Here is a 12,902-nt window from a genome sequence, read left to right as displayed (position 1 = left end):
GGGAGCCTTACATGGTATGAGTGGGTCTGTCGGAGCTCAGGGCACCCGCAAGGTAGGATTCAATCTTGTTCCGGGCGGATTCGTCATCTCCCGTAAACTGCACGCCGATGCCCGCAGCGCGGTTGCCCTGGGCACCCTTGGGGGTAATCCAGATCACCTTGCCCGCCACTGGAAGCTTTTCCGGCTCATCCATCAGGTTGAGCAGCAGAAATACCTCGTCTCCCAGCTGATACTGCTTCTGGGTAGGAATGAACAGGCCTCCCTGGCGGATAAATGGCATATAGGCTGCGTAAAGCACTGCCTTGTCCTTGATGGTCAGGGTCAGAATGCCACTGCGTGCGCCAAAACCAGGCCCCATAGTCAAATCCTTCGTGTCGTCTAACGTTGTGGATCAGTGTTGGTGTGATGTTCCAATCATAGCAGCCTGACCGGGCCCCGCACAGATCGCAGGAGGCCATCCGGCAATTCGCGTCAGTGCGCCTGGCTGGGCCGGCGGCGTCGCACCGGCATGAGCCCCTGCCACTGCAGCAGAAGCCGCTCCGCTTCCAGTTCGGGATTGGCATTGTAAACCAGCGCCGAACGTCCTTCCCGAACCGCATCCAGCAGCTCATGGGCCCGCCAGGGCGGGTTCACCCCAGCAAGGAAACCAAGCATGTCAGCGGCTTCCCTGTCCCGACCCTCGGCGCCAGCCTGGATTCTGGCAAGATCCGAGGCCCAGACCTCCATCAGCCAGAGAGTGGTTTCCGCGCCCAGTGCCTTGAAAGGCCGGGCGGCCTGGGAAACCGACACTTCCGATTTCATGAAACGGCGAAACACATCCAGGGCTTCCCGCCGTAGCGCCAGATAATCACCGGTCAGGTATTCCAGTGCCAGACGCGGGGCAAACCTGGCCATTTCCAGGGCCTGCCGCCGGTCATCCGCCGTCGCGGTGATCTTCGTCCCTTCCTGATCCAGCTCACCTGCCAGCCATTCCGACGCGGTTTCCACACCGGGAGTGGCAATGATCAGGCTCTGGCAGCGGGACCTGAGAGTCGGGAGCACCGGCCGGCCGGTTTCCTGCAGGAGCAGAAGCACCACGTCGGCTGTTGGCTCTTCCAGGGTTTTCAGCAGGGCATTGGCGGAGTTGATGTTGAGCTGGTCAGCCCGGTCGACAATGATGATCTTGCGCTGAGCCACCTGGGGTGAGGCCACGGCAAACGCTGACAGAGCCCGGATCTGGTCAATTTTGATCATCCGGGACTTTTCCGGGGCGTAATGACGCACGTCCGGATGGGTATCTGCCGCAATCAGCTCGCACTGCTTGCACCGGCCGCAGGGCACTGCATCCTCTCCGAGTGGCTGCTCACAGACCAGAACATGCGCCAGGTCATCGGCAAACCGGCGCTTGCCTACCCCCCGCTCACCCCCAATCAGAAGCGCATGGGGCAGCTGACCTTTCGCCAGCCTGGCGGTGACCTGCGATCTGGGCGCTGCATGCCAGCTCATGGGGTTTTGCGACTGTGCCATTGGGTTCACTCAGCTGTGGTTTTTTCCGGCGCCTTTCTGGCTGGCCCGGCCGGGATTATTCTGTTTCTGAAGGGCCTGTCTGGTGGCACGCAACAGCCTTCTCATGCGGTCAGCATCGGGACGCTTCCCGCTCCGGGAGGGCTTATAGTAATGATTGTTTACCATGGCAGCAAAGGCCTGCAGTGGCTTTCCTGCAGCGGGATGGGCCTGGCCGGCCCTGCTGGCCAACTGGTCGGGGGTTTCTCCCGACCGGGGCTCTACATCGTAGCGCTGCAACAACCTGTGCCAGCGGCCAATCATGCGTTGTACCGGATCTGACGAGCGGCCCCTGCCCTGGCGGACCAGAGTGATCAGCCCCGCCACCAGCAACGCCGCAGCAATAAGGCCCGCGGTTACATAGCCCAGCTGCCGCAGACTGAAGTTCCCCGGCAGGCGGGACATCAGGTCCATCTGGGACTGGCCCTGATAGCCTACCACCCAGCGGGACCATTGATAGTTGAGCTGGTCCAGCTTCAGGGATGCCCAGTGCACAAGGGCAATGTCGCCATAACGCTGAGCGGAAGCCCATTCGTTTTCCAGAAAGGAGCCCTCTTCTTCCATGGCCTCCCGCAGGCCGGACTCGATGCGCTCCGGGGCTATGGCCCCTGTCGGGTCGACACGAACCCAGCCGGAGCCCGGCAGCCAGGCCTCAACCCAGGCGTGGGCATCGTACTGGCGCACAATCAGGTATTCATTGTCCGCCCCCGGCGAGCCCCCCTGATACCCAACCACAACCCGGGACGGAATGCCCGCTGCCCGCAGCAGGAAGGTCATGGCGCCGGCATAATGGGCGCAGAAGCCGCGCCTGTCATCAAACAGCAGGCTGTCTATGCCGTTAACAGGCATGGCCGGAGGTCGCAGGGTATAATAGTAATCCCCGGTGTTAAGCCGGTTCAGAAACCGACTGATCAGTTCCGCCGGGCCGGATGAAGCCTGCCGCAGAGTGTCTGCCAGTGCTCTGGTCCGGCGGTTGCCGGATGACGGCAGCTGCAGGAACCGCCGACGCTCCTCCGGTGACAGGCCTCCGGTATCCGAAGCGCCGTCTCCGGCCAGGGCAAGCCGGTAACGCACAGTGGTATCTGCAGGGCGCTGCAGACGGAAAAGATCCCCCGGGGCGGGCACAATATTGTCCGAAACCGGCACCGAATCACTGAGCGCAAATACCCAGCGCTGGCTGGTAGGGTCCATCAGGATTTCGTACTCGTTGCTCTTCAGCTCGCTGACGCCTGGATCCAGATCCACCCTTGCCAGTCGTTCGAATGGCGGCTGCTGACTCTGCCGCCAGGTGTCGCCATCCAGTTCGTCCAGAATCAGGCCCCGCCAGTAACGGTCAGGGTGAGCGGGAATTTCGCTGCCAAATGTAGCCCGGAAAGCCCGCTCGCTGCTCTGGGCCAGATCGGAAATCGAGCCAGGCGTCATGGTGTCGCTTATACCCGTTCGGGCCTTGCCGGAAGCCAGGGGAACACTCCACAGGGGTTCCATACGGGGGAAAAACACAAACAGAAGCACCACTATGGGGGCCGTTTTCAGCAGCATCATGCCCAGACGGCGCGAACCCGCCATGCTCGCCCCTTTGAGATCCGGCGCATTGAGAACCTGCAATCCAATGAAGACCACCACGACGCCCGCCAGATTGACAAGGGTCCAGCCGATACCCTGCTGAAACAGGAAATTGATCGCCGCCAGGTAGATCAGGATGAAAAAGAGCACATAAAAATCCCGGGAGGACCGGGTTTCCAGCCATTTCAGGCCTACTGCCAGCACAAAGAACGACGAGGCAGTATCCACCGAAAACCGGCCCTGAACCGTGGCCAGATAAACCGCTGTCGTGGCCAGCATGACACCGAAGCGCAGCAGCCTGCCCGGGAGCCGGATGCTGCCCTGCTGGGCAAACCAGCGCCAGGCCGCCAGCAGCCCGCAGACAGCGATCAGCCAGGGAGGAAGCCGGTCCCACTGGGGCAGAACCAGCAGACCGAACCCGACCATCAGCCACAGCAGGGCTCTGGATGGCAACTGCTCCCTGTGGCCACTCATGACATTGCCTCTGCTGATTCGCCTTTGATGCCAAACAGTGCCAGCGCACGGAGGCAGCGGCGGACGTGGGACGCCCCCTGGTCAGGGTCGATAATCTGACCAGGCAGCCGCAGACCAAACAGCCGGCCGGCGCTTTCCCGGTCCAGCACCTGGGCCGCCAGATAGCTGAGACGGAGTTCCGTGTCCGCACCCGGGAAGGACCCATAATCCAGCCACTGCGGACTGCCCTGCTCCCCCTCCCAGTCAGCAATCACCATCTCCCCGGTCCGGGCATAGCGCTTCCACTGCACCCGCTGCACCATATCCCCCTGCCGCCAGGGCCGGAGTTCCGCGTGCTCATGGCCAGCCGCCGGATGGCTCGCCACGGATTCATCGCCTTCCATTTCCGGCGTTATGGCCTGGGGCGGCGTCACCGGTCTGGGATAGACCAGGCCGGAGCTTTCAGGCCGCATCCAGGACCAGGCAAACAGCAGACCAAAGGGGAAGCGTGTCTCCACCCTCACCCGGTCCAGGGCCAGGGGGCCCCGTTTCGTGGACGGAATCGTGAGGGACAGATCTCGGATTTCCCCGGCAGGAATGGTCTGAATTTCCGGTGCCGGGGCAGCCTTCTCCGGCTTTTTCTGCTTCTCCTTTTCCCCTCGGCTGTCCGGGGTCAGTTCAATGGCAATGGCATCCCGCGCAGCCGTTGCCAGGCGCAGGGTGAAGGCAATGTCCTCACCGGCAAATCCCTCGCCGGCCCGGACCAGAGTCACTCCCACACCGGACAGATTGGCGTGGGTCTGGTGCATGGCAGCCACAAACACGGCACCAAGCATAAAGGTAAGCAGGTAAATGAGGCTGTTCTGGTAGTTGATCCCTGTAATCAGCATGATCAGCAACAGAATGCCGAACACCACGCCGGCCCCGGAAGGCAGGATAAAGATGTTGCGCTGTTCGAATCGCTGGCTGTCCGTGCGGGGAATGCGGCGGTTTACCCATGCCGTCCATCGTCGTTTCAGGACTGCAGTCATGCACTGTTTCCGGGTTGGGCGGCGTTTGCCGAAAGAATCCTGCGGGCGTTACCGATTGCGGTCACAAATCCGCCAGAAACCGCTTGAATTGTGGCGTCTCTGACCAAATACTCTACCAGATAGTTCACTGTCTGCATTGCCAGTATTGAGAGGCCGATCATGATTCGTCGAAATGCCATGTACCTTGCGCTTGCCAGCGCGATGGCCCTGCCCGCTCATGCTGGAGTAAAGGCTCTGACATCCGGCGAAATGGTTGACACCTACGTAAGGGATTCCGCCATTATCGTTGTTCCCCGGGAGCAGCAGAAGCCTGCGGAAGAAAGGCAGCGGGTAATTCGTTCCCTGACCATTTCCCCTGGCGAACCTGTGATCTCGGAGTCCGAGGAACAGGCTTACCTGGACGCCCTCAGACGTTACGAAGAAAAGGGCAAGGACGATGCCCTGGTCGATGCAGAAGAGGAATTCCTGCGCCGCGCCATCCTGCTTCCCCAGGAAGAACTGGCCCGCGCCCAGCCAGCGGCCAACTTCATACCCGAAATATCACCGATCATTTTTGGCCAGCAGCTGCAGGTGCCGGATGAGCCCTTCACCCAGACCTTCCTGAACGACCAGCTGGGCATTGGCTTCGACGGCCAGAACGTCAATTTCTCCATCGGCAACCCGCCGGGGGTAGGCACCATCGACATGCCGAGAGCAATCAATGAAGGTCCGATTCGGCTGAACCCCAGGCCGGGTGGTGGGTTTGATCTCTCTATTGCGGTGCCGGATCAGTAAGTAGCCTTTCAGGTAATGAGCAGGCCTTCGGCTAATTCAGAAATGGCATCCCGGGCTGTAAAGGGGGTGCCATTTTTTATGGCTGAATAAAAACCGCGACCAGAGCCGCGGTTTTTCATTACTCCCGCCAATACCGGAACTCAGTGGCCATAGACGTTCATGTAGGCACGTGCGCTCAAGTCAGTGAGGTAGACATTGCCTATTGAGGGCGCAGTCCCAAATGTGATGTATTCCAGATCGACATCGCCGGAGAAGTCAGTGACCTCCACACGCAGGCCTTTTGCGGAATCCACGTGGGGACCGATGTCGATCTGTGCATGGGCAAAGGACGCAATATCTCCCCGGCTGTTGCTGTAGCCAAGAACATCCGCACCGCGCCCGTTGTGGATGATAAACTCCAGGCCCGTTGCAATGAAGTCGAAGCTCACAACACCAGATGCCATGAAATAGGCGTTGATATTTGTCACGCTGGAGGTGCCATCAATGACTATGTCGATTGGCCCTAGTTGAGCGTTCAGGTGCAGATTGGACATCAGCACGGTGCCCGTATTGGCAATCATGCTGATGCCTGGCCCGACGTTTGAATCGGCGAGGGAAACCCGACCGATGTTCAACGCCATATCCACGCCATCGTTCTGATCGATTGAATCCAGAGCAATAACCAGGTCCCCGTCATCGATAACCGGGGCTACCTCGCCATGATCACCAAAATTCGCCAGCTCAGTCACGTCCGGATCGTTGATTTTGGCCAAACCGTACGCCTGCCCCAGATCGCTTCCATCACCTGCAATGTCAATTCCGATCTTCAGGTTATCCAAAGCCGTGCCAGCGGCCGAGCCATCGGCATAGGTGACGCCGTTAAGTCCCACGCCTCCAATCTGGACGTCAGTCATGAACAGACTTCCCTGATCCCGATACTGGATCTCACCGATGCTGGCGTTTGCATCCAGTTCGATGGTGACACCGCCTTGGCCAGTCACACCGTTCAGATCGGTATCGTTCAGCATCTGGTACTGCGCCTGGGCGCCGAAAGATGCCATTAATATCGCCATTATTAATATTTTTTCCTTCAGGCCGTTCATGATTTCGTCCCTTGAACAGATTCATTTCCGTCGGTTTGGGTTGTGATGGATTTTTATTTGTTTTTCCTGATTACACAATTTTAATAGGCAAAACCTGCCAATTCTGCGACTGACAGCCCACTTATAGCCATTCTGGCTAAATTTCCTCACATCCAGACACAAAAAAACCGCGAGCGGAGTCGCGGTTTTTTGCCACTTCAGGAGGCTGCGTTACACAGCCTCAGGAAATGACACTTCCAACAATCGTAACAGTCGGTGTTGCTTAGTGACCGTATACGTTCATGTCAGCACGGACTGACAGATCAGTCAGGTAAACGTCACCGATGGACGGTGCCTCACCCAGAGTGATGTTCTCCAGATCGATGTCACCAGAGAAGTTCTGAACGTTTACGCGCAGACCTTTGGTGCTGTCAGCGTTCGGAGAGATATCAACCTGTGCATGGGCAAAGGAAGCGATATCGCCCCGGCTGTTGGAGTATGCCAGTACGTCGTTACCACGGCCGTTGTGGATCTTGAACTGCAGAGAGGTAGCCATGAACGGCATGGTTACCTGGCCGCCAGCCTGGAAGTAAGCGTTGATGTTCATGCTGTTAGTTTGGCCATCGATTACGATGTCGATCGGGCCCAGCTGAGCGTTCATGCGCAGGTTGGACAGCAAAACAGTGCCGGTGCCGGTAGTATAACTGTTGTCAGCCTGCATGCCCTGGCTGGAATCGCCGAGGCGAACCTCACCGATGTTAAGGGCCATGTCAACGCCATCGTTCTGGTCAATTGCGTCGAGGGCGATTACCAGATCGCCATCACTGATGGTCGGTGCAACTTCGCCCTGGCCGCCTACTTCAAAGGTAGCAAGAACAGTGCCGTCAGCAGGGTTGACCAGATCTTTAGTTGGAGCGGGTTGCGCTGCACCGCCGCCGATCAGATTCACGTCCGGATCATTGATCTTGGCCAGACCGTATGCCTGGGCCAGGTCAGTGCCGTCGCCGGCGATGTCGATTCCGATCTTCAGGTTATCGAGGGCTGTACCAGCAGCAGAGCCGTCAGCGTAGGTATAGCCGTTTAGACCGGCACCGCCAACCTGTACGTCAGTAATGAACAGGCTACCCTGATCCTTGTACTGGATCTCACCGATGTTGATGTTCGCGTCCAGCTCGATGGTCACACCGGCCTGGCCGGTCATGTTGCCCATGGCAGAATCGTCGAGTGCTTTCATTTCAGCGTGGGCGCCAAAAGAGGCGGCGCTGATTGCGGTTACAAGTGCAATTTTCTTCAGGCCTTTCATATTCTTCTCCTAAGAGTTCGATATTTCTTATCGTTTGTTTTTGCTGTAACTGAGGCCTTATTGATTTATTTTTGGCTCTCAGTTGAACTCAGTGTAATCCTCTGCCTGCATCATTCTGAGATGAACCGCACATTTCTGTTTAACATCGTTACCTGGGTTAACATCTGGTTACAGCATCACACTTTTCGCAACTTTGCCTGCATTCTGGCGCCTTTCCGGCCCAGATCACTCCGCGCCAGAAGATCCTTCTTCACCCTCGACATACTTCGATACCACCTGGGCAAATACCCTGGGTTCCATTTTCTGCTCCCCCATGCCTCTGTAGTTGACCGAGCCATCCTGCTCAATTTCATAGGGAATTCCCCGGACAATCGCATCGCCGGTTATGTATTCCAGTTCAATGTTGATCTGCTGGCCAATCAGGTTTCCGGATTCATCCACCCGGCCATACTGATAGGCGGTAGCTGTGGCGAGAAGACGCTTTTTGCTGGCGTTCCCGGCAAGGGCCTGTCTTAAAGCCGCCAGGGCAGCCGCTGGGTCGATATTGGGGTTTTCCACCTCGTTGGACACCGTCCAGGCGAAGTTGACCTTGCCACTGGGGCCTACGGCTGCGGCAAACGGGTAAAATCTGCCGTTGGATTCCAGCAGGGGCCTGGCCTTGCTCAGCACCCTGGCGGTAAGAAACTCAAAGTTGGTGTCGATTTCCCTGCGGAGCGCTTTGGCCTCGGGGCTGTCTTCCGGCAATTCGCTGAGGGGTGTTCCCTCTTTCGCGCCTTCAACGTCCAGGTTGCCTTTGTTGCCGTCCTGAGCATGAACTGGGGACGCGGCCAGAGAAGCACCCAGCATCCCGACAAAAACCATATGCTTCACATTCAGGAAAAAATCTGTTTTTCGCATGATTCCACTCCAGCTGTGGTGAAAAGTTTCGGTAGCCCTGTTCGTCCGCAATATACCCTGATAGCACAGGGATTTTCCGAAGAAACGTCACACCCCGGGAACCTGAACGCGTATAATGACAAAATCCTCATGTCCCCGTCAGGGGTGGTTTTTCCCCGGGAATCTCTGGTTTGAACGATAACTCCCCGCACGAAATCCTGACTGTTAAAAACCCGGGTGCTCTGGTTGAAGCCCTTGTCGGAAAGCCGGGCTTCACACACCTGGGCATGGCGCCCGGCGCGCATCCGGCGGAACAGGAAAGCCGGGACAGCCGGGAGAATAGTCGGTTCATCATCACCACAGCCTTTCCGGAGTTCCGCCTGCAGCTCAGGGCTGGTGGCTCGCTGGAAGACTTCCAGGCGATACAGGCAAGAGTGGAACAGCACCTGCGGGAGAGCCAGGTGGCAGTTTCCGGGGATATACCGTTTACTGGCGGTTTTATCGGCTTCGCTGCCTATGAACTGGGGTTTTTCTGCGAGCCCTCCCTGCTCCATCATGCCCGGTCCCTGCCCCGGGACATGCTTCTTCTTTCCACTGCTTTTTTTGGCTGGGCCCTTATCCAGGACCTGGAAAAGGCTGAAAGCTTCCTGCTCTTTAATCCTCAGTGCAGCGAAGCCACGAAACACACCGTAAGACAGCTGCTCGCCTCTCTGCCCGATACGCCCTCCCGTGACGCCTCCTCTCCAGCAGGGTTTTCCCTTCTCCAGCCGTTCACGCCGCTGGAGCCAGAACAGGCCTATATCGAACACTTCAACCGGGTGCAGGAGTATATTCAGGCGGGCGACTGCTATCAGGCGAATCTTGCCCAGTGCTTTGAAGCACCCTTCAGGGGAAACCCCTGGCATGCCTTCCGGACCCTGAGCAAAGCCTTCCCCACCCCTTTTTCCGCGTTTCTGGATCTGGACGAACAGCAGATCGTCAGTCTGTCTCCGGAGCGGTTTGTCCGCATAGAGGGTGGTCAGGTGGAAACAAAGCCCATCAAGGGCACCCGCCGCCGGGGCGCTACGGCCACTGAAGACGTTGCTCTGCGGGATGAACTCGTCGCCAGCGAAAAAGACCGGGCGGAAAACCTGATGATTGTGGATCTGCTGCGGAATGATCTGGGCAGGAGCTGCGCCACTGGCAGCGTCCGGGTGGAGAGTCTTTTCAGGGTTGAAAGCTACAGGAACGTCCACCATCTGGTGAGCACCATCACCGGCAGGCTCAGGGACGGCGTTACGCCCTTCAGGGCATTGATGAGGGCCTATCCCGGGGGATCAATCACCGGCGCTCCCAAAATACGCTCCATGGAGATCATACAGGAACTGGAGGCCCAGCCCCGGGGGCCCTATTGCGGCTCCATCTTCTACCTGAGTAGCCACGGCCGAATGGATAGCAGCATTGCCATACGGACGGCCTTGTGCCGCAACGGAGCGATGAGGTTCTGGGGTGGAGGGGGTGTCGTCGCCGACTCAGAAGCGGACAGTGAATACCAGGAAACTCTCACCAAGGTAAGACCAATGATGGAGGTTCTGGAGGCCGAGGCGTCCGGTTCAGAACCCCCTGCTCGGCGGAAGCCCTAGGGTCCGGACTGGTTTTCAGACCGGCAAATCCGGCTGTCCGTGCACAAGGCTTGCCTTGAGGAATTCCTGCTTCAGCTCCGGGAAGGTCTGTACCGCCGGGAACTGGGGAAACTCCTCAATCACGTTCTTCGGGGCGTGAAACAGTATGCCGGCTTCAGCCTGCCTGAGCATGGTGGTGTCGTTATAGGAATCCCCTGCCGCAATCACCCGGTAATTCAAAAGCTGGAAGGCCCGCACGGACTGGCGCTTGGGGTCACGCTGGCGCAGCAGATAGTCGATGATGCGGCCATTGTCGTCCACCTGAAGCCGGTGACACAGCAGCGTCGGGTGGCCCAGTTTGGCCATGAGCGGCATGGCGAATTCATAGAAGGTGTCGGAGAGAATGATCACCTGGAAGCGCTCCCGAAGCCAGTCAAGGAATTCAGCGGCGCCTTCCAGTGGGTCCAGTTCGCCGATAACCTCCCGAATCGCGGGCAACCCGTAGCCATGCTCGTCCAGAATCCGCAGGCGCTGCTTCATCAGCACGTCGTAATCGGGAATGTCACGCGTAGTGGCCCTGAGCTCATCAATACCGGTTTTTTCCGCAAATGCGATCCATATTTCCGGAATCAGTACTCCTTCAAGGTCAAGGCAAGCGAGTTCCACGGACATCTCCTGTAAACGGGTTCTGGTTGGGATTCTTTATTCAGGCCGGCACATGATAGGAAAAACCGCCGCAAAATGCACCGACCATGTTCCGGCCTGCCTCTTTTACTCCAGGGCATAAGGATATTCACCCAACTTCCTTCAGCCTGAAGCCCCACAGTGGTAGATTTGTCGCAAATCCCGAGATCGACAGACTTCTTATGAATGAAATCCAGCAGCTAAACGAGGAACTGGCTACCCAGTCCCCAAGAGCCATCATGAAGGCCGCCCTGACGAGGTATGACAACATCGCGATTTCCTTCAGCGGTGCCGAAGACGTGGCCCTGATTGAACTGGCCCACAAGCTGACGGACAACCTTCAGGTATTCACCCTGGACACCGGCCGCCTGCACCCGGAAACCTACGAATTCATCGAGCGGGTCCGCACGCACTACAAAATCGATATCCAGATCATGACGCCGGATGCGGCGGAGCTGGAAGAGATGGTGAGCAAAAAGGGGCTATTCAGCTTCTACGAGGACGGTCACAAGGAATGCTGCGGGATTCGCAAGATCAACCCCATGCGTCGGAAGCTGGTCACACTGGATGCCTGGGTTACCGGCCAGCGCAAGGATCAGAGCCCGGGAACCCGTCAGGACGTTCCAGTGGTGCAATTTGATGACGCTTTCTCAACGGACGAGCGCACCCTGATCAAGTTCAACCCCATGGCAAACTGGACTTCAAAGGACGTCTGGGACTATATCCGGATGACCGAGGCACCTTACAACAAGCTCCATGAAAAGGGCTTCGTGAGCATAGGCTGCCAGCCCTGCACCCGCCCCATTCTGCCTGGACAGCATGAGCGGGAGGGCCGCTGGTGGTGGGAGGAGGAAACGAAAAAGGAATGCGGCCTCCATGCCGGCAATGTGATTGCTACCGCAACCTGAACCGCCCCATGTCACAGGGCAGTCAGGCTCAGTAGGTCGGCAGTTCCAGATCCCGGAACAGCTCCTCGATCTCGGACCGGCTGCCCTGGTGCGACACAGCTTCATCGACCCGCTCCCGGGTCAGGTGAGGTGCAAAACCCTTGATAAAGTCGTACATATACCCCCGCAGGAAGGTGCCTTTCCGGAAGCCAATGCGTGTAACGCTGGGCCGAAACAGCTTTCGCGCGTCCAGGGCCACCAGATCCGAGTCTGCTTTCGGGTCCCAGGCCATGCTGGCGATAATCCCCACTCCCAGACCAAGCCGCACATAGGTCTTGATAACGTCCGCATCGGCGGCGGTAAAGACCACTTTCGGGGTCAGGCCCACGGCCTGAAAGGCTTCGTCCAGTTTTGAGCGGCCGGTAAAGCCGAACACATAGGTAACCAGCGGGTATTCTGCCAGTACCGGAAGCGTCAGCTCCCCCACCGAGGCGAGCGGGTGATTTTTGGGCACGATAACGCTGCGGTTCCAGCGATAGCAGGGCATCATGATCAGGTCGTTAAACAGCTCCATGGCCTCGGTGGCAATGGCAAAATCCACTGCGCCATTGGCGGCCATTTCAGAGATCTGCATGGGTGTGCCCTGGTGCATGTGCAGGGAAACGTCCGGGTAGGATTCAATAAAACGCCCGATGACCGGCGGCAGTGCGTACCTTGCCTGAGTGTGGGTGGTGGCAATGCTCAGATCGCCCTTGCGCTGGTTGCTGAATTCCTGGGCGATCTTCTTGATGCCCTCGACCCTGCGCAGGATTTCGCCGGCCTCCTGGATGATGGTTTCCCCACCCGGCGTGATGCGGGTCAGGTGTTTCCCGCTGCGGGCGAAGACCTCAAGCCCGAGTTCGTCCTCGAGCAGGCGGATCTGCTTGGAAATCCCCGGCTGGGAGGTGAACAGACTCTGGGCGGTGGCTGATACATTCAGATCATGGTGCGCGACTTCCCAGATATAGCGCAGCTGCTGTAGTTTCATCGGCCCGTGTGCTCCTTTTTAGACAGCTTTTCTTTTTGGGGGCAAGCTAAGGTATGGGGAAGCAAGCGGACAGGTCTTTCCAAAACCGTCCGGAGCCATG

12 protein-coding genes are annotated in these 12,902 nt (G+C 58.1%); 3 read left to right on the top strand and 9 right to left on the bottom strand.

The window, feature by feature from the left end:
• Positions 1 to 7 precede the first annotated feature (7 nt).
• The 4 genes from LG327_RS12830 to LG327_RS12815 all read right to left on the bottom strand — a co-directional run bounded on the left by LG327_RS12830 (position 8) and on the right by LG327_RS12815 (position 4,589).
• Positions 8 to 358: a PilZ domain-containing protein gene (locus LG327_RS12830; RefSeq protein ID WP_404362366.1), complete on the bottom strand. Its 351-nt coding sequence runs from the start codon at positions 356 to 358 to the stop codon at positions 8 to 10.
• A 113-nt stretch (positions 359 to 471) separates the two neighbouring features.
• A complete protein-coding gene (gene holB / locus LG327_RS12825) occupies positions 472 to 1,506 on the bottom strand; it encodes a DNA polymerase III subunit delta' (RefSeq protein WP_404362364.1) in 1,035 nt (344 codons plus the stop codon).
• A gap of 9 nt (positions 1,507 to 1,515) precedes the next feature.
• On the bottom strand, positions 1,516 to 3,579 hold the full coding sequence (locus tag LG327_RS12820; RefSeq protein WP_404362362.1) for a DUF3488 and DUF4129 domain-containing transglutaminase family protein: 2,064 nt from the start codon (positions 3,577 to 3,579) through the stop codon (positions 1,516 to 1,518).
• Entirely contained in the window at positions 3,576 to 4,589 is a 1,014-nt protein-coding gene (locus LG327_RS12815; protein WP_404362360.1) for a DUF58 domain-containing protein, read from the bottom strand. The genes LG327_RS12820 and LG327_RS12815 overlap by 4 nt, the downstream gene beginning before the upstream one ends.
• A 159-nt stretch (positions 4,590 to 4,748) precedes the next feature.
• Between LG327_RS12815 and LG327_RS12810 the strand changes: the two genes are divergently transcribed.
• On the top strand, positions 4,749 to 5,363 hold the full coding sequence (locus tag LG327_RS12810; protein ID WP_404362358.1) for a hypothetical protein: 615 nt from the start codon (positions 4,749 to 4,751) through the stop codon (positions 5,361 to 5,363).
• 140 nt (positions 5,364 to 5,503) lie between these two features.
• On the opposite strand, the gene LG327_RS12805 is transcribed toward LG327_RS12810, so the two are convergent.
• From LG327_RS12805 to LG327_RS12795, 3 genes are all read right to left on the bottom strand, one after another.
• A complete protein-coding gene (locus LG327_RS12805; RefSeq protein WP_404362356.1) occupies positions 5,504 to 6,445 on the bottom strand; it encodes a DUF6160 family protein in 942 nt (313 codons plus the stop codon).
• A 262-nt stretch (positions 6,446 to 6,707) separates the two neighbouring features.
• Positions 6,708 to 7,727: a DUF6160 family protein gene (locus LG327_RS12800; protein ID WP_404362355.1), complete on the bottom strand. Its 1,020-nt coding sequence runs from the start codon at positions 7,725 to 7,727 to the stop codon at positions 6,708 to 6,710.
• Positions 7,728 to 7,952: 225 nt separating this feature from the next.
• On the bottom strand, positions 7,953 to 8,624 hold the full coding sequence (locus LG327_RS12795; RefSeq protein ID WP_404362354.1) for a hypothetical protein: 672 nt from the start codon (positions 8,622 to 8,624) through the stop codon (positions 7,953 to 7,955).
• Positions 8,625 to 8,794: 170 nt separating this feature from the next.
• Between LG327_RS12795 and pabB the strand changes: the two genes are divergently transcribed.
• Positions 8,795 to 10,225: an aminodeoxychorismate synthase component I gene (gene pabB / locus LG327_RS12790; protein ID WP_404362353.1), complete on the top strand. Its 1,431-nt coding sequence runs from the start codon at positions 8,795 to 8,797 to the stop codon at positions 10,223 to 10,225.
• Between the two features lie 15 nt (positions 10,226 to 10,240).
• On the opposite strand, the gene thrH is transcribed toward pabB, so the two are convergent.
• Entirely contained in the window at positions 10,241 to 10,870 is a 630-nt protein-coding gene (gene thrH, locus LG327_RS12785) for a bifunctional phosphoserine phosphatase/homoserine phosphotransferase ThrH (protein ID WP_404362351.1), read from the bottom strand.
• A 200-nt stretch (positions 10,871 to 11,070) separates the two neighbouring features.
• Between thrH and LG327_RS12780 the strand changes: the two genes are divergently transcribed.
• Positions 11,071 to 11,796: a phosphoadenylyl-sulfate reductase gene (locus tag LG327_RS12780; protein WP_404362349.1), complete on the top strand. Its 726-nt coding sequence runs from the start codon at positions 11,071 to 11,073 to the stop codon at positions 11,794 to 11,796.
• Positions 11,797 to 11,824: 28 nt separating this feature from the next.
• Here LG327_RS12780 and cysB read toward each other — a convergent pair whose 3' ends face one another.
• Positions 11,825 to 12,802, bottom strand: coding sequence for an HTH-type transcriptional regulator CysB (gene cysB, locus LG327_RS12775; protein WP_404362347.1), 978 nt, complete (start codon positions 12,800 to 12,802; stop codon positions 11,825 to 11,827).
• Positions 12,803 to 12,902: the final 100 nt, after the last annotated feature.

This window comes from Marinobacter sp. (assembly GCF_044799475.1).
Taxonomy (GTDB): domain Bacteria; phylum Pseudomonadota; class Gammaproteobacteria; order Pseudomonadales; family Oleiphilaceae; genus Marinobacter.
Note: the sequence above shows the minus strand (reverse complement) of the source record. Positions and strands in the feature narration are given on the sequence as shown.